Source organism: Gardnerella sp. DNF00550 (assembly GCF_049262685.1).
GTDB classification, from domain to species: Bacteria; Actinomycetota; Actinomycetes; order Actinomycetales; family Bifidobacteriaceae; genus Bifidobacterium; species Bifidobacterium leopoldii.
In genome coordinates this window covers 540,659-567,402 of sequence record NZ_CP058397.1, presented here as the reverse complement: position 1 = coordinate 567,402, position 26,744 = coordinate 540,659, and the positions used below count along the sequence as shown (strand labels likewise).

The 26,744-nt window shown below is 35.1% G+C and carries 17 protein-coding genes, 4 tRNA genes and 1 riboswitch; all 21 genes read left to right on the top strand.

Annotated features, from left to right (window positions below; genetic code table 11):
• The first annotated feature begins 110 nt into the window (after nucleotides 1–110).
• Nucleotides 111–2,495: a hypothetical protein gene (locus tag HXT29_RS02035; RefSeq protein ID WP_254596765.1), complete on the top strand. Its 2,385-nt coding sequence runs from the start codon at nucleotides 111–113 to the stop codon at nucleotides 2,493–2,495.
• A 626-nt stretch (nucleotides 2,496–3,121) separates the two neighbouring features.
• Nucleotides 3,122–5,638: an N-6 DNA methylase gene (locus tag HXT29_RS02030; RefSeq protein WP_174163974.1), complete on the top strand. Its 2,517-nt coding sequence runs from the start codon at nucleotides 3,122–3,124 to the stop codon at nucleotides 5,636–5,638.
• Entirely contained in the window at nucleotides 5,632–6,834 is a 1,203-nt protein-coding gene (locus HXT29_RS02025; RefSeq protein ID WP_174163970.1) for a restriction endonuclease subunit S, read from the top strand. The genes HXT29_RS02030 and HXT29_RS02025 overlap by 7 nt, the downstream gene beginning before the upstream one ends.
• Nucleotides 6,835–6,844: 10 nt before the next feature.
• Nucleotides 6,845–9,955 carry an HsdR family type I site-specific deoxyribonuclease gene (locus tag HXT29_RS02020; protein ID WP_174163968.1) on the top strand — a complete coding sequence of 1,037 codons (3,111 nt, stop codon included), beginning with the start codon at nucleotides 6,845–6,847 and terminating at the stop codon, nucleotides 9,953–9,955.
• Nucleotides 9,945–10,691: a M48 family metallopeptidase gene (locus tag HXT29_RS02015; protein ID WP_422118425.1), complete on the top strand. Its 747-nt coding sequence runs from the start codon at nucleotides 9,945–9,947 to the stop codon at nucleotides 10,689–10,691. Before HXT29_RS02020 ends, HXT29_RS02015 begins: the two co-directional genes overlap by 11 nt.
• The gene (locus HXT29_RS02010) at nucleotides 10,675–11,307 is read left to right on the top strand and encodes a hypothetical protein (RefSeq protein ID WP_422118424.1); all 633 of its coding nucleotides are present in this window, start codon (nucleotides 10,675–10,677) and stop codon (nucleotides 11,305–11,307) included. Before HXT29_RS02015 ends, HXT29_RS02010 begins: the two co-directional genes overlap by 17 nt.
• Nucleotides 11,300–12,253, top strand: a complete 954-nt coding sequence (locus tag HXT29_RS02005) for a hypothetical protein (protein ID WP_422118423.1) — start codon at nucleotides 11,300–11,302, stop codon at nucleotides 12,251–12,253. Before HXT29_RS02010 ends, HXT29_RS02005 begins: the two co-directional genes overlap by 8 nt.
• Before the next feature lie 406 nt (nucleotides 12,254–12,659).
• The gene (locus HXT29_RS02000) at nucleotides 12,660–12,875 is read left to right on the top strand and encodes a TIR domain-containing protein (RefSeq protein WP_217431417.1); all 216 of its coding nucleotides are present in this window, start codon (nucleotides 12,660–12,662) and stop codon (nucleotides 12,873–12,875) included.
• Between the two features lie 135 nt (nucleotides 12,876–13,010).
• Nucleotides 13,011–13,973 (top strand): hypothetical protein, encoded by a 963-nt coding sequence (locus HXT29_RS01995; protein ID WP_174163958.1) that lies wholly within the window; start codon nucleotides 13,011–13,013, stop codon nucleotides 13,971–13,973.
• Nucleotides 13,974–14,036: 63 nt separating this feature from the next.
• The gene (locus tag HXT29_RS01990; protein ID WP_174163947.1) at nucleotides 14,037–15,671 is read left to right on the top strand and encodes an AAA family ATPase; all 1,635 of its coding nucleotides are present in this window, start codon (nucleotides 14,037–14,039) and stop codon (nucleotides 15,669–15,671) included.
• 13 nt (nucleotides 15,672–15,684) lie between these two features.
• The gene (locus tag HXT29_RS01985; protein WP_174163944.1) at nucleotides 15,685–16,827 is read left to right on the top strand and encodes an AAA family ATPase; all 1,143 of its coding nucleotides are present in this window, start codon (nucleotides 15,685–15,687) and stop codon (nucleotides 16,825–16,827) included.
• A gap of 65 nt (nucleotides 16,828–16,892) precedes the next feature.
• The gene (locus HXT29_RS01980; RefSeq protein WP_174163941.1) at nucleotides 16,893–17,660 is read left to right on the top strand and encodes a helix-turn-helix domain-containing protein; all 768 of its coding nucleotides are present in this window, start codon (nucleotides 16,893–16,895) and stop codon (nucleotides 17,658–17,660) included.
• A gap of 88 nt (nucleotides 17,661–17,748) precedes the next feature.
• Nucleotides 17,749–18,507: a hypothetical protein gene (locus HXT29_RS01975; RefSeq protein WP_254596764.1), complete on the top strand. Its 759-nt coding sequence runs from the start codon at nucleotides 17,749–17,751 to the stop codon at nucleotides 18,505–18,507.
• Nucleotides 18,508–18,994: 487 nt separating this feature from the next.
• Entirely contained in the window at nucleotides 18,995–21,277 is a 2,283-nt protein-coding gene (locus tag HXT29_RS01970) for a P-loop NTPase fold protein (RefSeq protein WP_174163938.1), read from the top strand.
• Nucleotides 21,278–21,878: 601 nt separating this feature from the next.
• Nucleotides 21,879–22,166, top strand: a complete 288-nt coding sequence (locus tag HXT29_RS01965) for a hypothetical protein (protein ID WP_174163935.1) — start codon at nucleotides 21,879–21,881, stop codon at nucleotides 22,164–22,166.
• Between the two features lie 631 nt (nucleotides 22,167–22,797).
• Nucleotides 22,798–22,870: transfer RNA gene (locus HXT29_RS01960), tRNA-Gly, on the top strand.
• A 28-nt stretch (nucleotides 22,871–22,898) separates the two neighbouring features.
• Nucleotides 22,899–22,969: transfer RNA gene (locus tag HXT29_RS01955), tRNA-Cys, on the top strand.
• A 30-nt stretch (nucleotides 22,970–22,999) separates the two neighbouring features.
• Nucleotides 23,000–23,071 (top strand) — tRNA-Val (locus HXT29_RS01950).
• 39 nt (nucleotides 23,072–23,110) lie between these two features.
• Nucleotides 23,111–23,183: transfer RNA gene (locus HXT29_RS01945), tRNA-Val, on the top strand.
• 250 nt (nucleotides 23,184–23,433) lie between these two features.
• A riboswitch (TPP riboswitch) is annotated at nucleotides 23,434–23,523 on the top strand.
• 194 nt (nucleotides 23,524–23,717) lie between these two features.
• Nucleotides 23,718–24,959, top strand: a complete 1,242-nt coding sequence (locus tag HXT29_RS01940; RefSeq protein ID WP_004108971.1) for a hydantoinase/carbamoylase family amidase — start codon at nucleotides 23,718–23,720, stop codon at nucleotides 24,957–24,959.
• 299 nt (nucleotides 24,960–25,258) lie between these two features.
• Nucleotides 25,259–26,743 (top strand): allantoin permease, encoded by a 1,485-nt coding sequence (gene allW / locus HXT29_RS01935; RefSeq protein WP_174163930.1) that lies wholly within the window; start codon nucleotides 25,259–25,261, stop codon nucleotides 26,741–26,743.
• Nucleotide 26,744 lies beyond the last annotated feature (1 nt).

Below are 26,744 nucleotides of genomic sequence, written 5' to 3'. Positions count from 1 at the left end.
TCATTAAGAAAAAGATGGGATTGTTAATAAAACCTTTGTTCAGATGATTGAAGCCCTAGGCTACGATATAGAAATTACATATGTAAAGAGAAAAAAGCAAGGTGAATAAAGTGAATGAAATTAATAATATAGAGGTTGAATTATTATCTAATCAAGAAGTACATCCTACAGAAGTTAATGAATTTGAAAGTATTATTTTTAACCTTGATTCTCAAATTGATATGCTCTCTAGCAAAGCAGATAAATGGGATTGCTTAGTTGCACTTGGATCAGGTGTTGTTTGTGCAATGATGGACATTCTTTGGACTAAGGAGTTTTCTCTTATTGAAGGGAGAGATATCGCTGATAACAAGATCGAAAATGTTGTAAGAAAAACAGCCCATATGATGGGATGCGAATCTTATGATTTGAAAAAGTGTGTTAAGTTTTTAGAGGATAAGTTCCCTATTCCTTCAGATGGGAACACACCAGATTTTGGAGGTGGACTACAGCACCATCTCAGAGATTTTGCGCATCATCCTACCATTGTCGGCTTGATTTTTTCTTTATTGACTCAATTCACATATAAGTCATATGGAACCGATGTTAATGGGAATTTTTTGATTGTCGATGTTCTGGAGAAAAGCAGAGTTTTTATAGGAGAAGATACTAGTTCAAAAATAATAAATGGAACTTTTGTTTGGTTTTTTCATTTAATTAGTGATATAGCTGGTTCGAGTAGCACTGCAGGTCTAAGTGGTGGTACTGGAATTCCAGGACCAATTTTGTCAATCGCCAAAGAGATGTCTTGTCTCCCTATATTTAAAAGTATTCATAAAAATGACACGTCTTTGTTTGTGCTTCTATCGAAAATGTTTAACGGAACTCTTTTTGCTGAACACGATGGGAACGGACAAATTATTAGAGAAAGTATTGTAAAACTAGATTTTAGGGGTGAAATGGGCTTTGCGGTGGAAATTGGAAAACAAGCCATCCCGGTTGTTGTAAATGAATGTATAGTTAGAACCTTTTATATGATTAGGCAACTTGCAAGGCAGATTAAAGAAATTCAAATAACAAGGATTGAAGACTTTAAAAAGATAAACATAAAAGAAATACTTCCTTTTAATTCTCCGACACTTACAAGGATGCTTACCGTATCAACTGGTGTTTTCACTGCACTTGATGTGTCCGAAGCAGTGGTTACTAAAAAATACTGGGTGTCAATTAATTGTGTGGGAGTAGGAAGATTTACCTTAGCATTAGGCGATGAAATGGTTTGGGCTTTAAAACGCAGAGATATACGTCTAATAAAGTATATGTATGAAGCTATTTATAGGAATACATATACCGACACAGATCAAAGGATATATCAAAGAATGAGTGATGGCATGGATTATGACAAGCTTGGATTAAATGAAGAACAAACAGAGATTCTTTATAATCTTGAATATTACAAGACCCTTCATGATGCTTATAGATCTAAACTTCCTATTGGTGGAGAAAAGATTCGTCAAATGAAACTTGAATGGCTTAATGAGTGGAAAGGATACATGACCAAAGGCTTCAAAGGATTTATGAATGGTATGAATGCTGAACTTAATTGGTATTCTCTTGAAGAACTTCACGAGAAAATAAGATTAAATAGTTCAGAGAAACTTTGGTTTAGACTTGTTTTACTTGAGGCAATGCTTTTTGAACCATATTTTCCGCTTAAAACTGAAACAGATAAAAAGGGTAAAGAAGTACCAAGTAATAAATATTCTTATATAAATGCTCCGATTACGGGATATAAGAAGTCCGAAGGGGATAGGTATCTTGATAGTGAGTTTTCTGGAAGGCACAAGTTTCCTGGGTATGTTAAACGTCTTAGAAAGTGTTATGACAAAGTTTGTCGTGAAATGAATGAAGTACTTAAGACTGCCATTACATCAATCACGATAACAGCAGGAGTCGCAATAGTCACTATAGCAACAGCAGGTGCATTAGCTCCAACTATTGCAGTAGCCTTAGTCGGGTCGAATTTTGCTGGGTTAAGTGGAGCGGCCTTAACAAGTGCTTGCCTAGCATATTTGGGTGGCGGTGCAATTGCTGCTGGTGGACTTGGCATGGCAGGCGGTACGATTGCTATCGTTGGCGGTGGAGCAATTCTTGGAATAGGCGTAGGTGCTGGTATAGGTGGTGCAACTGGTGCTATTAGCTTGATGGGAAAGAAGAATACTATTCTACAGTCTGCTAAGTTAATGGTATCAGTTAGAGAAGTATTCATGAATGATGAAAAAGATCTTGAATACTCTAAGTCTGTTTATGAAAAGTATGTTCAGAATATAACTGAAATTGAAAAAGGTTTAATTGAACTAAGATTGAAGGCTAATGTTGCGGACAGTAAAGAAAAGAAAGAACTGAAAACTAAAATTAAGAGCGCCGAAGAATCAGTGCATGCTATGAAGATTGCTATGAAAACCATGAATAAATTTATCAGTGCATATGAGGTTGGAATGGGAATAACTGAATAATTGGATTAATTTATAAGGATTGATATGTTTCCACAAACTATGAGAGAGAAAAATTTGCAATAATAAGTTATGGTATCAGCTCATGCCACGTCGAGAGTGTCGTATTGATGTCAAAGGCTGATTAGGTGGGTGCAAATTTGCCCTTGTGCAGCAGGGGTTCGCGAGGGTTATCGTTAAAAGGTTTAGTATACGGCGGCTTTAAACTAGGTTCTCGCGGTTTTTGAGCGCAGTTCGGCTGTTTGAGGGAAGATGTCAACGCTCTAGGGTCGAGTGCACAAGATGGATAACGTTAAAAAGTGCACCCACCTTGCACCCAGGGTGGTTTATGCAAAAGTAACTATAATAAAGGTTTAAAAGACATCTTTCTTGCTATAGTAGTAGTCATGAAAAGGAGCAGTGCATGGGTTATAAAGATAGCAAGAAAACTATGGACCTTTATAATATGTCTTATTTTTTACGTGGGCAATCTTCAAAAATCATAACTAAGTTATCCGATAATGATAAAGCTGCTTTTGTCCTTAAAAACTGAAAATCAAAAGCCATACTCATTTCAAAAGAAAGATATGACCGATTAGTCCGTGCATGTATAGATATTTTAGATTATTAACGAGGGGATAAAGAGGACAATGGCTGTGAAAAAATCCGAGCTGTATTCAATTTTGTGGGAGGCTTGTAACAAGTTAAGGGGTGGTGTGGAGCCTTCAAGATACAAAGATTATGTGCTCGTACTTTTATTCTTTAAGTACGTTTCAGATAGATATAAGGGGAAAAGATTTGCAGATTTTGAAGTAAGTGATGGTGCTTCATTTGATGATCTGGTAAAAGCCTGCGGTAAAACAGATGTTGGCGAACGCGTAGATATTGTGATTCAAAAGTTCTTAGAAAACAATAGGCTTAAAGGCTTACTTCCTGATGTGAGCTTTAATAATCCTGATGAGCTTGGCAAAGGTAAGGAACTTGTAGATAAGGTTTCAGGTCTTATTAAAGTATTTCAAAATCCAGCCATAGATTTTAAAAGTAATATGGCAAGTGGAGATGACATCATTGGAGATGCATACGAATATTTCATGATGAAATTTGCTCAAGAATCAGGAAAAAGTAAGGGGCAATTCTATACTCCGAGTGAAGTGTCTCGAACCATCGCTAGATTAATCGGCATCGGAAACATTGATATTACTGTCCAGAAACCTTACACTCTTCACGATCCAGCTGCAGGAAGTGGTTCTCTTCTCATACGAGCAGCAGATGAAGCACCTACTCGTAAAGATGGTAGCTCACTCGTTGACATATATGGGCAAGAAAAATATTCAGATACCGCAGGCTTAGCCAAGATGAATTTTATCTTGCATAATAAAGCAACAGGTGAAATCAAGGCTGCAAATACGCTATCTGACCCACAATATATTGACGATTTTGGCGAGCTTGCGAAGTTTGATTTTATCGTTATGAATCCGCCATTTTCAGATAAAGACTGGACTGATGGCATCAAAGTCTCTGAAGACAAATTTAAGCGTTTTGATGGTTATGGTGATACACCGCCAGAGAAAAATGGTGACTATGCGTGGTTCTTGCACATCTTAAAAGCATTAAAACCAACAGGTAAGGCGGGTATTATTCTACCTCACGGTATCTTATTTAGAGGTAATGCTGAGGAAACAATTCGCAAGGCAATTTTAAAGAAGAAATGGATTAAGGGAATCGTTAGTTTACCTGCTAACCTCTTTTACGGAACGGGTATACCTGCATGCATTATTCTTGTTGATAAGGAAAATGCTGATGAGAGAGAAGGCATCTTTTTCATTGATGCAAGTGATGGATTTAAGAAAGACGGCAATAAGAATAGGTTAAGAGAGCAGGACATCGAAAAGATTGTACAGACCTTTACTAATCGAACGGAGATAAATGGATATTCTCGTTTTGTGAGCTTTGAAGAGATAGAGCAAAACGATGGTAATTTAAATGTGCCGAGATACATTCAAAAAATTGATGATACTCTACCACAAAATATTGAGTCTCATCTTAACGGTGGCATACCTAAGTTTGACATCGATTCTTTAGAAAAGCTCTGGTCAATTGCACCAGAACTAAAAACGATTTTGTTCAAAATAAAAGACGCTGAACACGATATTTGTGAGTTAAAAGTCAATCCTGACGAAACTGAAGAAACAATTATCAAAGACACAAATATCATAAGAGAGTCTAATACTGAAATTGAGGAACTTTTTAATAACTGGCAAAAAACAGCGAAAAAAGAACTTCTCAATATTAATGACAATACATGCCCTAAGTCACTTATTCGAAGTCTTGGCTTTGCTATGCTAGAAAGCTATGCAGAAGCTAAAATTCTAGACAACTATGCTGTCTATGACATTCTACTTAACTACTGGAACGAAAAGCTCCAAGATGATGTATATGTGATTAAGGCTTTAGGATATGAAGCTGGTAGTGAAATCGAATATACCTATGCAACCAAAAAAGGTAAAGATGATAATGGCAATGAAGTCAAAGTCGAAAATAAAAACAAGATAAAATCATTTGACGGAGCGCTCATTCCACGAGAAATACTGGAACAAGAATACTTTAATGCTGAATTAAAAGAAATAGCTGATTTATCAGCACAAGCTGAGAATATATCATCAGAACTAAATGAAATGGTAGAAGAACAATCTGGAGAAGATGGATTATTGTCTGAAGTATTGAATGAAAAAGGTAATTCAATAACTAAGGTTAAATTTAATAACAGGTTAAAGTCGCTAAAAGCTGAATTAAAGAAGTCAACGTCAAACGCAGAATTGCAAACAGAGTATAATTTGCTCACGCATTATCAAGAAAAACAAAATAATCTCGATAAAGTGAATAAAAAGATCAAAGAAAAAACGAACGAGCTTGATGCGAAAGTGGCTGAAAAGTATACGACTCTTACTATCGATGGAATTAAGCATCTTCTCTTTGACAAAAAGTGGATGGCAAAGCTTCAATCTGACATTAAAAACGAGCTTGACAACGTAATTAATGACTGGGCATCCAAAGTGCATACGATTGCCAGTCGTTATGAGAAGACCTTGTCTGAGATAGAAGAAGAAACTGCTAAATCCGAGCAAGCAGTGAAAGCAGCTTTAGAAAGGATGGGTTACAGATGGTGAGCTATCCGCAAGATTGGGAAACTAAAAATGTAAAAGACTTTGGATATGTAGTGACAGGTAACACACCAAGCACCAATGTTTCAGAATATTGGGGCAGGACGCATACGTGGATAACCCCAACCGATATTAATAATAAAATATTTGTTAGTTCAAGTGAAAGAAGACTAACTGAAAAAGGTTATTCAGTATCCCGAAGACTACCATCAGGTTCTGTGCTTGTTACATGCATTGCGAGTATTGGCAAAAATTGCATACTACACGGCCAGGGAAGCTGTAATCAGCAAATAAATGCAATTTGTGTTAACGATAAAAACTATAATTTGTTTATTTATTATCTGATGGAATTTAATAAACAGTATCTTGAAAATTTGGCAGGAATTACTGCCACCAAAATTATTAAAAAACAAATATTTGAAAATATTGAATTTATAGTCCCACCGTTGCCCGAACAACAAGCAATTGCTGATGCACTTACTGCTTTTGACACACACATTAATAATCTTTCCAAGCTCATTGAAAAGAAAAAGATGATCCGTGACGGGGCGGTGGAAGATCTCGTCAGTGGCAAGCGAAGGTTAGCAGGATTTAGTGGTAAGTGGGAAGAAATAAGCTTTAATGATTCAGTTATTCCTAAGGCTAGAATAGGTTGGCAAGGTTTAAAAAAAGATGAGTATCTACAATCTGGATATTCTTATTTAATAAGTGGTATGGACTTTTATCGTGGAACTATATCTTTTGAAGAAATAAGTTTCGTATCCAAAGACAGGTATGATATGGATAGTAATATACAAGTAAAACCAGGCGATGTTTTAGTTACTAAGGATGGGACAATTGGTAAGGTTGCTATTGTTCCTAATATAGATAAAAGAGCTACTTTAAATAGTGGTGTATTTGTCTTTAGAGTAATTGAAAAATTAAAGAGAAAATTTTTATATTGGATTTTAAGATCCTCGCTATTTTCAAATTTTATAGATGAGCTATCAGCAGGGTCTACTATAAAACATTTATACCAAAAAGATTTAAAACAATTAAAATTTGTTATCCCCACCTCTCTCACCGAACAACAAGCAATCGCTGATATTCTCACGGCTATGGATAAAGAGATTACTGACCTCGAAGAAGAAAAAGAGAAATATATGGCATTAAAAGCAGGGGCAATGGATGATCTTTTAACCGGCAAAATCAGATTGGTATAAGGAGGAAAGTATGGCAGACGTACATGTAGATTTAGAACGAGAACAGCTGCAACAACGTGTTAAGTCATGGATTATCAATGACTTGGGGTATACCTTCCTTGGAAATCTGGAAGACCAGGAAAATATTGGCATTAAAGAAGACCTATTAAGAGCCAATCTAACTAAACGAGGTTATCAAAAAGAGAAAATTGATGTGGCAGTCTCTGAGCTTATGAACTTGTATAAGAATCAGGTGGATAGCCTCTATCAAGTAAATAAAGAGATTTATTCTCTTATTCGTTATGGTAGGCAGGGTGTGAAGGATGAGAAAAAGAATCGGAATACTGTTAACTTTATAGACTGGGATAACATCGACAATAATGACTTCCAACTGGCTGAAGAGGTAACGACCTTGAGGTTTGATGGTAAAACACATCATAGACCTGACCTCGTTATCTATGTGAATGGTATTGCTTTGGCTGTTTTTGAGCTTAAGCGTTCCTGTAAAAGTATCGGTTATGGCATAAGGCAAAGCCTTGATAGTCAAAAGCGAGAGAATATTCAAGAGTTCTATCATCCGGTTCAACTCATTTTTGCAGGCAATGAATCAGAGGGATTAAAATATGGCACGATTAACACCGAGGAAAAATATTATTTAACGTGGAAAGAAGATACTAAGGCAGAAGATACACTTTCAAAAGAGATTGCTATGCTGCAGTCAGGTAATCGCTTAAAAGATGCCATTGTGTCTTTGTGTCATAAAAAGCGCTTCTTAGAATTTATTCATGATTTCATTATTTTTGATGCGGGTATTAAAAAGGTTGCTCGCTATAATCAGTATTTTGCCAATATTGCTGCTAGAGAGCGCATAAATGCAGGTGAAGGCGGTATTGTTTGGAATACACAAGGCTCAGGTAAGTCACTCATAATGGTGTGGTTGACTAAATGGATAATTGAAAATATCGATGAGTCACGTGTTGTAATAATCACTGACCGAGATGAATTAGATGACCAGATTGAAAGTCTCTTTTTTGATGTTGATGAGAAAATTAAACGAGCAAAAAGCTGTAAAGATTTAAGAGATACGTTAAACAAGACTGATGATTCGATTATTTGTTCGCTCATTCATAAATATGGGCATAACGCTGGCAAACAATCAGATGTAGATGCTTATGTGAAAGATTTAAGGGAAAATCTGGGAGCTGACTTTAAAGCAAAAGGTAAAATTATTGCTTTTATCGATGAATGTCATAGAACAAATTCAGGTAAACTTCATGAGGCTGTTAAAGCCATTATGCCTGATGCTATTTTGATTGGTTTTACAGGAACACCTCTTCTTAAAAAAGATAAGGTAACCAGTATTGAAACGTTTGGTTCTTATATTCACACCTATAAGTTCAATGAAGGCGTAGAAGATGGTGTCGTGCTTGATCTGCGCTATGAGGCGAGAGATGTGGATCAAAATCTGACGAGTAAAGACAAGGTTGATACTTGGTTTGATATTAAAACAGAAGGCTTAACTGAGAGTGCAAAGATAACACTTAAACAAAGATGGACTTCAATTAGCAAGCTGTATAGTTCAAAGCAACGCTTAGAAACTATTGCAGCGGATATTCGTATGGATATGATTACACTTCCTCGTTTAAGAACAGATCGTGGTACAGCGATGCTTGTTGCGGGTAGTATTTATGAGGCGTGTCGGTATTGGGATATTTTCACTAGTAGTGGTTTTACTAAATGTGCCATTGTAACATCCTACGAGCCAACGGATGCAAGTGTTAGAACTGCAGTTACGGATCCTAATCAGGAAAGTGAAGAGGAATATAAGAAGCGTATATACGAAAAAATGCTAAACGGAAAAACTGTAAGCAAATTTGAATCCGAAGTTAAAGAGAAATTCAAAAAAGAGCCCGGACAAATGAAGTTGCTTATAGTTGTAGACAAGCTATTAACTGGGTTTGATGCGCCGAGTGCTACCTATATTTATATTGATAAATCAATGCGCGATCACGACTTATTCCAAGCAATATGCCGAGTCAATAGACCAAACGGTGATGATAAAGATTATGGTTATATCATTGACTATAAGGATTTATTCCGTAATGTACAAACAGCGATGCTTGATTACACAAGCGAAGCATTTGATGGTTTTGATAAAGAAGATATTGATGGACTTTTGAAATCGCGCTATGATGAGGCAAAAGCTACCATGGTTGGATCTATGGCTTCACTAGAAGATTTGTTTGCTAATGTTAATGGAAATGAAGACACAGACTACATTGATTATTTCTGTGGCAATGATTGTGAATCTGAAGAAAAGACTGGATTAAGAGACGCATTGTACTCACTTACATCTTCATTGACGCGTTCATTTTCTGATTGCAGTGGCAAACTTGAAAGTGATTATGGTTATAGTGAAAGCCAAGTATCTGCTATTAGAAAAAGTATCTCAGGCTATAACCAAGTTAAGGAAATGATTAGACTCGCGAGTTGCGATTACATCGATCTGAAGGCTTACGAGCCTGACATGAGATATATTTTAGATACCTATATTAAGGCTGATGATTCTAGAAAAATAAATACCATTGGAGATAGAGGTTTAGTTGAGCTTTTAATTAACAGTACTACAACTACTCCTGTTGATGTCCTTGATGGTCTATCAAAAAATGATGTTGCGAAAGCAGAAATTATTGATAACAACATTAAACATGAGATTGTTAAAAAAACTGATAGTAATCCTAAATATTATGGCAAGCTATCAGAGATGCTGGAAGATATTATCAAGCAAAGAAAAATTGAAGCAATTAGCTATGAAGAATACTTAAAGCAGGTTGCTGAACTCGCAAAGGCGGTTTTGCATCCTGAAGTAAGTGGAAATTATCCTGATGAGGTTCGAGAAAGTGAAGCTAAGCGAGCTCTGTATGATTTCTTTGGAAGAGATGTTGATAAAGCGTTATCTATTGATCAATCGATTAGGTCTTCTTTGTCTACGAATTGGAAAGATAATCTTCAAAAGCAGAAGAAAATAAAACTTGCTATATATGAAAATCTATCGCTATATGGTTATGGTGATGATGAGAAATACTCGAAAGTGGAAGAAATTTATAGCATGATAGAGAGGCAAGAAGAATATGATATGTAGAACAGAGTTGATTGGAGGTATCGAGGTTAAGATAACTAAAAAATCTAACCTAAAGAATCTTTATATAAGAGTAGTACCACCCGAAGGTGATGTTACTATAAGTGCTCCACTCGGCTATTCTGACGATGAAATAAGACTGTTTGTATTAAAAAAAATGCCTGAAATAACTGCTGTTAAAGATAGAATGCTTGCACAAAAAAGACAGACTAAGCGTGAATATATTTCAGGTGAAAGTTATTATCTATGGGGGAAACCATATAGACTCGATGTAGAAACTGGATCTAAACAGTACGGTATCAAGAAAATGCCTAACAAAATAGTATTTATGGTTCCAGAGGGCGCAAGTGTTGCTAAGAAAGAGAAGGTATTTAATGAATGGTATCGTGGTGAGCTAAAAAGAGTTATAGGGGACTTAGCTCCGAGCATAGAAGAAAGAATGGGCATTCACGCAGACGAGTACCGAATCAAGAATATGAAAACAAGGTGGGGAACATGCAATATAGATGAACGACGTATATGGATAAATCTCCAATTGGCAAAAAAACCTATAGAATGTCTTGAATATGTTCTTGTTCATGAATTGGTACATCTTTTGGAGAAGAACCATACGCATAGATTCCATGCTTTAGTTGGAAAATATTATCACACATGGAAAGACGCAAAGAAAACATTGGAAAGTATGCCTTTAGATTACTTAGAAAAAGGAGATAGTATTATAAATGAGAAAGAAGGTTAGCTACAGCGATATTTTTGATGTTAATAAAAAAACTGGAGCACTCATCTTAGGTGCCAGTAGGCTAGATGATTATGCTACAAAGTTTTTGAACAAATACTGTAAGGATGCTCTCAATGAGCCTATGCCTTTACCTGTCGATGATATTCTCAAAAAGATGCACTTAAAAATTGCAGAAGAAAGACTATCTACTAACTTGGATATCTTCGGATGCTGCTTGTTGATAGATGGGAATATTAAAGTCTATAACGAAAAAACAGATGAATATGCTGAGAAGTTCTTTAATAAAGGGACTATAGTAATTGACCCAGAAGCCGTAAAGATATACGGTGATGGATCTAAAAGAAATACTCTTGTACACGAATTACTTCATTGGGAAAAAGATAAAACCTACTTTGAAATTTTAAATTCTAAAAACGAAAATAAGGTAGAAAAAATTTATCCTACTATGCTCAGGCAATCCCAATATTTCTATACGCCATCTAATGGAAAACGAACTAAAGAAAACCAAATACAGTGGTTAGAGTGGCAGGCTCACAAATTAGCTCCGAGAGTATTAATGCCATACTCTACTTTTAAGAAAAAAGCGACTGAGCTGATAAAAAAAAGAAGTGTCTAGCGGTGAAGAGCTTGTGCAAAAATTAAGCTCATTCTTCCAAGTATCAAAAGAATCCGCAAAATATCGATTGTTTGAAGTAGGCCTTGAAAAAGAGTTATCTTCCATTTCTGACTTTAAATATATTTTTGAGGATCAACTTACTAAAAATGAATTTACTAAATTAACGCCACAAGATGCGTTTAAGCTGTTAGAAAATAATAAAATTTTTGAGAAGTGGGTTAATCACGGCAACTTTATCTTTGTTGATGGCTATTTTGTGATAGCGAGCAAAGAATACGTAAAAATAAAAGATGGAAAACTGGCTTTGACGACAAAAGCCAAGCGAAATTTATCCAAGTGTGTTATCAATATTAGGTTAAAACATCATGTAGAACACGGAATTAATTCTACTAAGGATAAAGGAACAGCATTTCTTCTAAAAGATGATGGCGTAGACATAAGATTTCTTTATTTTGCGCCATCAGACCAAAAAGCGATATCGATAAATTTAAATCGAGTTGATAAAGTTTCTATGTATTCAAGCTTTATTGATGTATTAAAAAAGGATAATTTTGAGTATGAAGATGAATTTACTAGCCTTCTGACGGATCAAAATCAATCACTTTGTGAGTGTTTATGGTATTCGTTTGAAAAAAATGGATTAAGATCGCCAGAAAAATTTAATGAAGCAACATGTCTTAATAAAAATTATCACGGCAAAATTAAAAATAATAAATACAATAACATGAGCAAGGGCACACTGTGGGCGATATGTGTTGGGCTAGGATATTCTGTAAGAACAATACAAAAAATTTTTGCTAAATCAAACTACACATTAAAAGAACAAGAAAACCCTGATAAATTCTATCTGAAGATTTTGGACCGCATGCCAGGTATAAGCATTGAAGACTTCAATGGTATTTTGATACAAAGTAACATGGAAGAACTCGGTAGTAAATTAAGATAGAAAAAATTTTTAAAAGTCGTAACTCGAAGACTTGGTTTTAGACCCCGAATGGGGTCTTTTTTTATGCCCAAAAATCAGAAAACCGTTGCTAAATCAACATTCTTGCACCAACTTTTGGAGTTGGGCATAAAAATTTAATTTAGTTAATAATGAATACAGGTGTTAAAACCTAAACAATTTAAAAAAGTATAGATCAAAGCCTGATTAGCTATAGGGCGATGAGATACAGCATAGAGCTTCACGGATTTATTCCGTGGGGTGCTATGTGAAGTACCTCTATTTTCCTATGGCTATTTTCATGCCTTAAGAGCTGGTACTTCACAAAGTGCCAGCTATTTTTGTATGCGTCTTCTCATCGACCCAACTTGGTCTTATTCATATGCTTACGAAGGATTAGTGAAACTTATTGAACAGTAGTCCAAATTTTGATTATAAAAACTATTCTGCCCCTAAGGATGATCCTATTCATGATGCAGAAGATGATCATCAGTTAAAGAAAGCAATTAAAAACCAGATGCAACATGCTAGCTGTGTTCTCATATTAGCTGGTATTTATTCTACATACAGTAAATGGATTAACATTGAAATTGAGCTAGCACAAGAAATGGGAAAAAGATTATAGCTGTTGAACCTTGGGACTCTGAAAAAACATCACGTGTCGTAAAAAATGCTGCTGATGTAATAGTTAAGTGGAGAACTGATTCTATAATTTCCGCTATTAGAGGATATTAGTTTTTTAAAAAATAGAGCTATTCAGATGATTGATAGAGAAGTTGACTTTAATAGATTGCGCAAAGTCCAATGCACTAATTGTAAGCACATATTTACAGTTGACTGGAATTGGCTTGAAGAATCATATGAACATAAAAAGACATGCAAGCGTTGTGGTATAGACTTCTTATACCAAGAGAGTAGTGTGATACCATGTATTTATAATTCTGAGAAAGCACTTGACGATAATTCTCTTGTGAATATGTTTTGGTATCACACTACAGATATAAAAGATTGGCCAAATAATAGTTACAATCCTTTAGACTCATTAACTGAGGATACTATCAAACGTATGGGTGGCCTGCGTAAGGCACAAGAATGGAATAATCGCATGAAAAACAAGGCGCTTCACTTAGGAACATATGAAGCTTCTGTTTTTAATATGTATAGAAGAATTGAATATGAAGATCTTTGTGGAAAGGAATTTTACTTATATAGAGTCAAATTGAGAAAAGATTCTAAAATTTACCCTGGATGGAAATATGAACCAGCAAGCATGGTCGGAGAGTTTGATAGAGATGAAATGTGCCCTAAACCTTATAATATTACACGTTATTTAAATTATTATGAAGATCCTGGAACTTTGTCGTTAGCAATACGACCAGAAGCCATTGATAGTACACAAGTAATTGGATTTGATGATATTGCTGTGAATAAAAGTGAAATTGAAAATATTGTATATAAATTAAAATACATTTCAGAACAAAAGATAATCGAGTATACTTCTAACAGTATTAATCTCCCACAAAGTTCATTAGAGTGTAACAATATATTTGATGAAATATTTAATGATTTGCCTATTGCATTTTCAAATTCGTTGCGACATGCTGTGCAACCAGTTAAAAATTATGAAAGCTTTGCTAATTGGTTAATAGCAGTAAAAGCATTTGTAACTGACCATTACTCAATTAAGAAGATGCTAGATTCAAAACAATTTAATAAGGTCTGAACATATTTTGTGCTGAAATCATTTCTTAAATTATTGGATAATTAGATTGGAGATAATTTTTCCATGATTAAAAAAGTAATTATAAAAGGTTATAGAAAATTTAAAGATTTTAAATTTGAACCTGAAGGTGGAATGAATATTGTAGTTGGAGACAATGAATCTGGGAAATCTACTTTATTCGAAGCTATAATAATGGCTTTGACTGGACGTATTGATGGTGTTCGTGCGTCTGAAGCTATTAATCCGTATATGTTTAACAAAGATAATGTAGAGAATTTTTTTAAAAACAAAGAACTAAAAAATTTACCTGAATTCTTGATAGAAGTTTATTTAAATGCTGGCGATGGGGATATACAACGATTACGTGGTGCTAACAATAGTTTACAGGAAGATTCAGTAGGATTAAGTGTACATGCCTATTTTGATCTTGATTATGAAAAAGAAATTAAAGATTATTTCGAACAACATGATTGCCCAAATATAATTCCAACAGAGTACTACAGAGTAGATTGGATTGATTTTTCTGGAAGATCTATTTTTAAAAAGCCAAAAGATTTGGGTGTAATGCTAATTGATTCTTCAAATATAATCTCAAATAAATACGCTAATTACAATACGCGCAATATAATTAATTCGCACATAAATACGAAAGATAATAATAAAATTACTTCTGAATATAGAAGCAGATGCAATAATCTAGCAGCACAACAAATTAGCGAAATTAACGAAAAACTTGAGGAATATTACAAAGAAGAAAAAGAATGGACCATTGGGCTTCAGTCTGACCAATCCAATTCGTCATCATGGTGGAATATATTCACTCCATGTGTTGATAATATACCTTTAAATTTCATAGGACAGGGATATCAAGCATGTTCGAAAACTGTTTTAACTTTTTCACAGAAATCCGATAAATCTAATTACATTTTTATGGAAGAGCCTGAAAACCATCTAAGCTATTCAACGTTAAGGAAGTTGTTATATTTTATTGAAGACAATTATTCAGAAAAACAGATATTTATATCTACACATAGTTCTTATGTATTAAATAGAATGGGATTAGATAAAATATCTTTGATAAACAATGGTAAAATAAGCAAATTTAGTAATCTAAATCTTGATACTGTAGAATATTTCAAAAAATTATCTGGATTTAATACATTACGTATTTTATTATCAAAAAAAGCAGTTATCGTGGAAGGCCCTTCTGACGAAATTGTATTTAATAAATTCTTTAAAGATACTTATGGTAAAGAGCCTCTTGATTGTGGAATTGATGTAATAGCAATCAATGGAGTTGCATTTAGGCGATGCCTAGAACTAGCTGACATATTATCTAAAGATATTGTAGTGTTGCGTGATAATGATAATAAAAATCCTGAAGAATGGAAAGAGAAGTTATGTAAAAATATGCATAATGACTATAAAAATAAAATATTTATAGGAGAAGTAAATGATGGGAATACGCTTGAAACACAAATAGTTAAGGCAAACAGTAACAACAAAGAAAAACTGAAAAAAATTTTAAATTACAGTGAATCTGATAATAACAATAACATTGCTAAATTTATGATAAATAACAAAACTGATTCTGCGCTACTAATCGCAGAATCAGATATAGAATTAAATCAACCATCATACATTAAAAATGCTATTGGAAGTTTAAAGGAAATTGCTAATCAAAGCAATAATAAATAGATGTGGATATTGTATGCATAAATTTATACAAGCATGTGCTGGCTGGGGGAAAACGCACGCAATAATTGAACGTTGCATACAAATGCCTACCAGCAAGAGACGAATAATAATTACATTAACATCTTCAGGTCAAAGCGAATTGAGAAGAAGACTAAGAGAAAATATGGGTAAAATAAATATCTACCCTGAAGTAAAAGGCTGGTATGAATTTTTAATGCACGATGTTATAAGTCCTTATCTGCCAAAAAAGTTTTCAAATATCAAAATTAGTGGATTTGATTTTGATAAAAATAGAGAAAATAGAGCATGGAGAACAAACAAAAAGGGTAAAGTCGGTAGATATTTTACATCAGAAAATAAACTAATCAGAGGATCTGTTGAAGAGCTGTCTGCGGAAATTATGCTAAACGAAGCGTCTGGTTTGGTTGAAGATCGCCTATCTCATATATATGACGAGCTTATAATAGACGAAGTTCAAGATATTAGTCGCACTGGCTTGGATGTATTGGAATTGCTTATTAAACAAACTAAACTAAAAATCTTTTTGGTTGGCGATGTGCGACAATCGTTGATCGATAGCAATTTACAATCAAATAAAAATAAATTATACGATAGGGTAAATCTTATTTCGTGGTTTGAGAAAATTTCAAAAAATGGGAACCTAAAAATAGAGTACAAGAATGTAACACATCGTTTTAATCAAGAGATAGCAAATTTTTCAGATCAGATTTTTTATAAAAATTCTTTTCCTAATACAGTATCAAAACAACACTGTGAAAAAAATATTGAGCATAAGGGTGTTTATATTGTTATGCGTAAAGATTTGCAGGATTATATTTATGAATATAATCCTAAACTTTTACGTCATAGCAAAGCGTGTGGTAAAAATTTAGAGAATTTAGATTTTAAAACTATTGGAAAAGTAAAAGGATTATCATTTGACCATGTTGCAATATTAGCCACCAATCCAATATTGAATTTTATTAAACATAAAGATGAAGTCTTAACACAGAAATCTGCTTGCGAGTTTTATGTAGCTGCTACTCGTGCCAGACATTCAGTTGCTTTAATTGTAGATTCACTTCCTACAATTGATCCTTCATTAAATATTAAGGAATGGAAGCCTAAATCTAAGCAAGGCGTGCTTGATTTTTAAACTGATAATGAAAAAGAAGTATCAAAACTGTTTCCTTAACGCAATAATTTTGATACACTTGCGTTATGTATATTTTTGTAAATGATACTCTTCTTACGCGTGAGGAAGCTGCAGCCAAGTTAGCAGTTAGCACTCAAAGAGTTAGTGCATTATGCTCTAATCATTTACTAACAACATACACATTTGGAAGTAGGAAGATCTTAATTTCACTTGATTCCGTAAATCGTTATAAACAACAAAACTCTAAAAGCGGTAGAGCATATGCTCCGTCATTAGCTTTTGCAACATTGTTTATGCTTAGCGGTTGTGAAGTTTCGTGGATCAATAGGCAGCAGAAGTATCGTATAGAAGCATATTTGCGCTCAATTACTCAACAAGAGCTAGTTAATCGTTCCAGAAATCGCGCGAAAACAATGGAGTATTGGTGTAGAAAATCGCGTTTAGTAGAACTTTCGAATCACTTAATACTTTCAGCCGCAACTGGGAATATGCACTCACAATTCCAGCTTACGCAAACTGACAAAATAGAAGGATATGTAAGTAGCAACAATCTAGGGGATTTAATAAATAAATTTCATCTTAAAAATAGCGAAAATGGCGCAGACAGTTCAATAATTAACGTTAAACTTCGCGTTATTGAAGATTCTGAAGTTTTAGATTTCATTAGCCAAAATGTTTCTTCACACATTACTGAATACACACAAGAATCATCGACAAAATCCTTTATGCCAATAGCAGTGTGCGCCGCAGATCTTGCCGAATCTCTTGACCTTCGCGAGCGCCAAGCAGGATTAAACAAACTTGCGGAATTGATTGCTAAATATAATCACTAAACATAATCATGCAATAAAAGAATAAAAAAGAATCATACCTTTTGCTAAAATTTAGAAACAATATTGGGGAGTTTTTTGGGGGAGTTTTATGATTGACATAAGTGTACCTACACCTACAGTTGAAATTTCTAGTAGCACACATCCGTGGAGCACTATATACGCATTATCTAAATCATGCAATAGTTCACTATGGCTTTTAACTGGCGGACTTATGATTCAGTTACACGCAATAATGAATGGAATTACAGCACGCCCTACTTCTGATGCTGATTTATTGATTGATGTAATTTCTAATAAGGATAACGTTCGTAAAGTTTATAACGCTCTAAAAAATCTAGGATTTTCATTACAGACTGGCTTAACCGGATACGCAACTAGATTAAGGAATCAAAATAATGATGTTGTTGATCTGTTAATAGCTGATCATACTCCAAAAAAGTTATTTGGCTTTTTAAATATCTTTAATGCTCCACTTTTATCCATGCCAGGCGGAGCTCAAGCAATAGACCGAAGCATGCTAGTAACGCTTATTGATAGACATGAAAATAATGAAGCAATGCTAAGAATCCCAGATTTACTTGGAGCGCTCATATTGAAGAGCGCTGCATATAATGCAGATAATATGGGGAACAGGGAAAAGCATTTGTATGATTCAGCGCTAATAGCATCTTTAATAGACGATCCAGATTCTGAAGCTAAACGATTGCATAGTAAGAATGATTATAAAAGATTAAGATTTTTAAAATCAAAACTTACTAAAGATTCAATATACTGGGACACTTTAGATGCAGAACATAAGCTAAATGGCTTAGACACACTTGAAACTCTCACAGAACACGCTATATAACGTTTAAAGTTGTATAAGTATTTTTATATAGATGTCTCATTAATTTCTTTTGAGAATACCGAACTTTACGTATCAAAACTGTTTCCTTAACGCAACAATTTTGATACTCTTGCGCACTATCTATATAAATCAGATTTAGCATACAAAGCATACGAACAAAGTCAAAGTTGTAAATAAAGCAATATTTGGTAACCTGAGTTACAGGAGTCTCCCTGCGTTGAAAGTCGGCTTCACGCCGTTGACTGCTTTAACACTTTAGGCGTTGCGTAGGCTCCTTTACTTTTTTGATTTTCAACCATCAATACTCTATATGCCAGTTTGTGTTTTATGTAATAGTATTTTCAAATTTTTGTGTTTATAACCTTATAACTCAATTTTTTAAGATACCTAATATTGTCAGGATTAGTTAAAAGAATAATTTGTATAAATGATTAGAATATAAATGGTTCTAAAAATATTGCAATTGAATAAGTAGGGGAGAAAGTATATGAGCTACGTTGCGGATAAACCTATTGAAAAAGCTGATGAAGATTTGTTGGGAAGATCTGATTTTGCTAAACAATTTGGAAAATCGATTTGTGAATATGATAGCAAAGATGGTCTTGTAATCGGTTTGTATGGAAAGTGGGGAAGCGGCAAGACATCTATTATTAACATGGCAATATCTGAGATTCCAGTAGACGAAGATGAAGCCCAAAAAATAGAGAATGAAAAATGGTATTCAAGAGTATACAAAAGAATAAGAAAATCCGATACTTCACAAAAAACTGAAGAAGATCAAAATCATAATCCAATAATTATTAGATTTTCGCCATGGAATTATTCCGACAAGAACAATTTAATTAGTTTATTTTTCCATGAATTGAAGAATAAACTAGGTGTTGCTAAAGGAGAAGAGAATAAAGGAAAAATCGGAAAGGCTATAAGCCAATATTCAGATATTATTGACGCGTTATCAATTATTCCAGCAGTTGGGCCTGCAATTGTTCCTATATTGAAAACTATTTCCAAAGCAGCAGGAGCTAAATTGATGGAAACTCCTAGTTTGAATGATGCTAAAGAAAAATTGTGTAAGGCGCTAGAAGATTTTAACCACAAAATTATTGTTTTTATTGATGATATAGATAGATTGACTACTCCTCAGATTAAAGACATTTTCCAATTGGTGAAACAAGTAGGCGATTTTCCAAACATAATTTATGTCCTTACAATGGATAGGGAAATTGTTTGCAATGCTTTGTCTGAATATCACAATATTGATGGAGATGAGTATTTAAAGAAAATTGTTCAAGTTTCTTTTGAAGTTCCTGAAATTGATAAAACAACCGTGCATGAAATATTAAGAGATCGCCTTAATGATATTGTTCATAAAAACAAAGATGAAGAAGAATTTGAAAATAACGAATATTTTGAAACAGTACTTGAAAACTGTGTAAATCCATATGTAAATAATATAAGGGATGTAAATAGATTACTTAATGCTTTCCGATTCAAATATGGCGCTTTATGGAAAGAAACATCATTTGTTGATTTATTAGCTATTACATCTATCGAAATTTTTGAGCCTAAGTTATATGAATGGATTTCTGATAATGCATATGCATTATGCCAATGCAGTGAACATAGTCTTCTAATGATTGGCAAGGATAATAGAGAATACTTAAAATATTGCAATGAGAAATTTAGTAGCCTAGAGCTTGATTGTAACAAAGTAATAGATATTCTTTCAACTATGTTTCCTACATTTGCAAAAGACATTAATAAGCATAAATTCGCAAATCCTCAATCTAAAGAAGAACTTATTAGTAAAATGCGCGTTGGTTCTATTGAGAAATTTGATTTATATTTCAGTTTTAATTTATCAAGTATAAAAATTCAAAGAGAAGTAATTCTCGAATGTATAAATAATTGTAGCAAATTTGCTTTCATGCAAAAAGTTAAGAATTTTAATAAAGATGGTAACATTATATTCTTTTTAAAAATTACAGAGGCATTACTCTTTGATAATAAAATATCAAATAATAGACTTGCTGTAATTGCATCTACATTATTTGAATTGCAATATGGCTTTAAAGGTATAGACTTATCTAATTTATTCAAAACATCCGCATGTGAATATTCAGAACATTTAATACATAACATAATTACTCGATTAGAAAATGAAAACGATAGGTATGAAATTATTAGTTCTGCAGTTCAAAATATTAATAAATACAGCATTGGCACAACATCTACAATAATTAGAGATATTGGATTTGCCTACAAAAAATATGGATGTGAAGATGAGCGTAAAGATTTCCAATTCATTAGCCTTAAACATTTAGCAGATATTGAAAAAATTTATGCTACAAAAATTAAATCTATTTCATATTCCGAGGATATATTAAATTCTTATCAATTCTGTGTGGCATTTTGCGTATGGAAATATATTGATAAAGAAAGTGCCATTTCATATGTTAAGAATATATTTAATAATGAGAAGAATAAGCTTAAATTCTTATGCTTAACAACATATAATAGTTTAACGGGCTGGAAATTTTATTCAGAGAATTGCTTTAATCTAGTTTCTGAAGAAGAATTTTATGATTCTATAAAAAATTTTGATAAAAGCAGATTAGATGAATTTACTAAAGAAGAGCAAATAATATTAGCTTCGTTTAATATAAACTATGAAAATAGAGACAATGATCATTTTCTTCATGCGCAAGAAAAACAAGCTATAGAACTCATAGAAAAGTGGAAATCTGAAAGCAACATAGCAAAGAAATAAATCATATTGGGCACTAGCACACTGCAGTTAGTGCCAAATATTTTTGCCGCTTACCCTATTTAGCAGCATGAGTTATAAGAGTCTTCCTGCGTTGAAAGTCGGCTTCATGCCGTTGACTGCTTTAACACTTTAGGCGTCGTGTGGGCTCCTTTACTTTCGGCTTATAACATGTGAATATTAAAGACTGTAAAACAGTTGGAATATACGAAAAGCTAGTCATACCCTCAAACCAACTCATTACGAGATTAAAGGGTAAGAGGAGCCCTAGCTTTCACTTCGATTCTATCATATAAGTCTTTCCATAATACAGCAGTGGTAATCCTTGAAGCGCAATAAGTAAATAAATAGTCCCGAACAATCCAGGTGCCCGGGACTCGCTATCCACTATACTGCAGACTCATTATGAAATTAGACGCAATAGTATCTGCTATGTTCTCACTCGTTATTATCGCTGGAGTATGGTGCCATTTTTCACCTTGGCTCACAGTCTTTCCCGCATACGCTGATGCTATCCTAGAAGTGGGTTTATCAAAAAGAAAAAATCTTAGCGTGTTGTTACTGCATATAATGATGTGGAAAATAAGAGAGGAGTGAAAAGCTAATGGACATGATGAAAATTTATTATGACATGGCAGAGAAACTTCGACCTTATGCTGAGCCATACATGGATAAGCTCTCTAAAGAAGCAGTCAATAGTGCTATTAGAGCAGGAGAGCCATCAATTGCAATTGGTGACTATTTGGCAGAAGCATGGTTGCACAAGAGTGCGCCTAAAGATTTGTTAATCGAAGCGTATAACCTGCTAGAGCCTTATGAGTGCGGCGATATACATGACGATATAGCAGACGATTTAGGGTTGCCGCGTAAAGTTGATCCATTAGACGAATAAAAAATAAATTTTGGTCTATAACCCTAGAACCTATAACCCTAGAAAATATACTTAAAATGAAGATTGCGAGGGACCCCTCGACTAACAATCTGACGTAAACGGCAGCTGCGAGGCCCTCGCGTTACTTCTATTATAGAGTTATTTTTCAAAATATTTCAATGCAGCATGGGATTCAATAAATATTATTATTCAAAAACGTTTATCTAGAGAAGATACGAAACTAAATTGCGTTTGCATAATAGAAAACGGGGAAATTAACTATTACAAAAGAGCTGGTCATTCCCCCAAACCTACCCCGTGAAGGGTCAAGGGTAAGGGGGAGCCCCAGCTCTCAATTCGATTCTATCATATGAGCACCTTCCCTATACGCAAGGATTACCCATATTCTTGTTATTGTTTAGCTAGATTTATCATACGCAATAAGCATGTATCAAAACTGTTTCCTTAACGCAACAATTTTGATACACCTTCGCCGAATAGAATATATGACACACCAACAGACACGCTGAAAAACACGCCAAATAGCACACCAAACGACACGCCAAAATAGGCGAGGGCTTGCATTTGAGAATATTTCGGGTATAGTAGTTACTCGTGCTTCGGCACTGACATTGTTCAGTAAAGTTGCATTGCGGACATAGCTTAGTTGGTAAAGCGCAACCTTGCCAAGGTTGAGACCGCGGGTTCGAGTCCCGTTGTCCGCTCTAGGTCCGATGAGTTATTCGACCTTACGGTGGGTTAGCCAAGCGGTTAGGCAGCGGCCTGCAAAGCCGTATAGATGAGTTCGACTCTCGTACCCACCTCGATTAAGCTTCAAGCTTAATAAACAACCTGGGCGGTTGGCGCAGTGGTAGCGCACTTCCCTGACACGGAAGGGGTCACAAGTTCGAACCTTGTATCGCCCACTCGAAAGGATTGCCTTTCACGCATAATTAAAAAATTTTGGGTGATTGGCGCAGCGGCTAGCGCACTTCCTTCACACGGAAGGGGTCATAGGTTCGATTCCTATATCACCCACAATATGTTCGCAGTGTAGAAGCACTGCGTTTTTTGTTATCTGGCTATTTTTTATTTCCTAACTTACATATGAAAATTTTTCGCAGCCAAACACACATGCAACCACAAATAGAAGCAATATCTCATAGCAGTCAGTCAATCAATCAACCGACCAGCCAAGCAAGCAACCAATCATTTCTTCACAGAAACACACATGCAAATGTTCATTTTGAGTTCATTTAATATCGTGCTATACTCGTCCGAGTACAAGTGAAAATTGCAGGGGTACTGGAAACAGTTGAGAAACACCCTTTGAACCTGTTTTGTTAAGACATGCGTAGGGAGCAATTACAATAAGTGATTTCTTTCTGTCACGATTTTCGTGACATCTTGCGTTGCCACAAAGTAGTAGCAATTACACGAGTATCAACTAAACAATTAAAAAAAAAGATTTAAAAAACAATTAAAAACTAAAAACCAAACACCAAAACCAAAAAATATCCGCCTGAATGTCACTTTTGGGAAAACTTGCACAAGTGAGGAGGAATACTGCACATGATTAATAGCAGCATAAGTGCTGAAACTATAGAATCGGCCATAAGCTGGCTTGCAGGATTCACAGAAAAACCAGGAGAACAAGGAGTTACTCGACCTCTTTACACAAAATCTTGGAAACAGGCTCTTTTTGCTCTTCGTCAACGATTTGAAAAACTCGGTATGACTGTGGAATTCGACCAAGTTGGAAACCTAATTGCAACTGTTGAAGGATGCGAAAAACCAGAAAGCATAATAGCTTGCGGATCGCATATTGACACAGTTTCAAGAGGAGGTCGTTTTGACGGCCAACTTGGAATAGTTGCAGCCTATTTAGCAATTAAGAATTTACTTACTAGATATGGAAAGCCAAAGAAAAGTCTTCGCATTATCTGCTTAGCAGAAGAGGAAGGCTCACGTTTCCCATACGTATTCTGGGGTTCAAAGAATTTCTTCGGGCTAGCCAAAAAAGAGGACGTAGAAAATATTTGCGACAGTGAAGGTGTTCCTTTCGAAACAGCAATGCGTGAAGCTGGGTTCAATTATCAAACAACTCAACCTAAGTTCGCAAATCTTGAAGCCTGGATTGAGCTACACATTGAGCAGGGACCAACGCTTTACAGCAATCACGAAGATTTAGGTATTATCACTAGCATTGCCGGTCAGCACCGTTGGGATATTCATCTTAAAGGCGTACAAAATCACGCTGGCACAACAATGATGTCCTACAGGCACGATGCAGTAGATTGCATGTCTCATATAATCGCCAAAAATCTTGACAAAGCTAAGCAAGCAGGCGACCCACTGGTGCTTACTTTCGGTAGAATCAGCGTAGTTCCAAATCAAGTAAATATTGTTCCTGGAGAAGTTACTTTTTCAATGAACTGCCGTCATACAGATAAAGCTTTTCTTGATAAATTCTTGCAGGAACTCGACGAGGATATTCACGAAACTGCCAAGTCTTATGGCATTACAGCGCAGATCGATAAGTGGATGTCTGACGATCCTACACCACTTAGCGACGATATTATTAATCTTTTGAAAGATCAAGCTAATAAGCAAGGTTATGCGTACAGAGTCATGCATTCAGGTGCTGGTCAAGATACGCAAATTTTTGCTCCGTTTGTAAAATCCGGAATGATTTTCGTTCCTTCAAAAGATGGTATTAGTCACGCTCCAGAAGAGTACACAGATCCACAAGACGCTGTTCACGGAGTAAAGCTTTTACGAGATGCTCTGCATAGTTTGGCTTATGAGGACTAACTAAAAACCAACTAAAAAGATAACGAAAACCAAATAAATAGAAATCTAGGAAGGACGCAAAAGGCATATACGATGCAAACTTCACTGCTTAATTAATCGCAGCGAAGAAAAGTGAATATCGAATGAGAGTACAACGCTTATTCACGAATAAGAGGCTGATACGAAGGGGCGCACCACCACGGGTACGAAATCCTTTCGTATCTTTTTTTATTTTTGAGCAAAGTTGCGATTATTACTTTCAAAAAACTCAAAACACAAAAAAGAATCAAATTACAAACAAGAAAAGTAAGGAGGTGCGCATGCAAATTAGTAAACTGCTACAAGACGAGCCAGTAGCTAGTAAAAACTTGGAATGTTACCGCGAGCGCGGCTACACCAACGAAGATTTACTGCCAAAGCCGCAAGAAAAACGCACAATGAGCGCTCTTAATTTCTGCACTTTGTGGATGCAGTCTGTACACAATATTCCTAATTATGCTGCAGTTGGCGCATTCCTTTTAATGGGATACTCTCCAATTTACGTAATGATTGGTATCATGCTTGGCGCAATTCTTACAGCAATTGTCATGGTTGCTAACGGTGTTGTAGGTTCCAAATACGGCATACCGTTTTCTATGCATTTGCGCGCAACATACGGAAAAGCAGGCGCTCAACTACCAGGATTCCTCAGGGGAGTAGTTGCTGCAATATGCTGGTATGGAATTCAAACATATATAGGTGCGAAAGCTTTAGAGATTCTAGTTGGCAAAATTTGCCCTGAGTTTCTTACTTTTGGAAACAAAATACCATTTGTTGGTTCGCACATACCTATTATTATTTCCTTCGCAATATTTTGGTTGCTTAATTTGGCGATTGGTTTAGGCGGAGGAAAGACTCTTAATAAGCTAACTGTAGTATTAAGCCCACTTATTTACGTTGTTTTTGGTTGCATGAGCGTATGGGCTATTAGCTGTGCTGGTGGATTATCTGCAATCATGCAATATCATGCTACTGTTCAAGCGCCAACTAATTACGGTCTTGGGCTTTTCATGATGATGGTTGTAAATTCTGTACTGGGCGTTTGGGCTGCTCCTGCCGTTTCTATTGCTGATTTTACGCAAAACGCAAAGTCAACTATGGCTCAACTAAAAGGTCAAATTGCTAGCTTCTTGCTGAGTTACGCGCTTTTTGCTTTTACAAGCGTAGTTATTTTAGTGGGCGGATCGCTTTTTTACCATGAAACTATTACAGATGTTCTTGTTATCATAAACAAGTGGGATAGTCTTCCTGCAATTGCAATAGCTACTGGGTTGCTTCTACTTACTACAGTTTGCACAAATGCTACTGGCAATATTGTTCCTGCAGCATACCAGCTAACTGCTTTAGCTCCGCGATTTGTAAATTATAAGCGTGGCGTAGTTATTGCAGCTCTTGTAAGCACTGTGTTAATGCCGTGGAAGTTTATGGCTAATATTACAGGCTTCTTGAATCTTATTGGCATGCTTTTAGGCCCTATTGCAGGTGTTCTACTTGCCGACTATTACGTAGTAAAGCGCACGCATATTGATCTTGATCAAATTTATTACGATACAAATAGCTCGTCAAAATCTGCCTATTCTGGAACTAACTGGATATCTTATACTTCTACGATACTTGGGCTTTTATTTGCTCTTTCCGGGCAGATAATTCCTCTACTTTCACCGCTTACTCAAATCTCATGGATTGTGGGATGCGCTGTAGGCTTCGTGTGTCAAATATTACTATCAAAAGTTTTTCAGCCAACAATGGCTAAAGAAAGGAAATAAT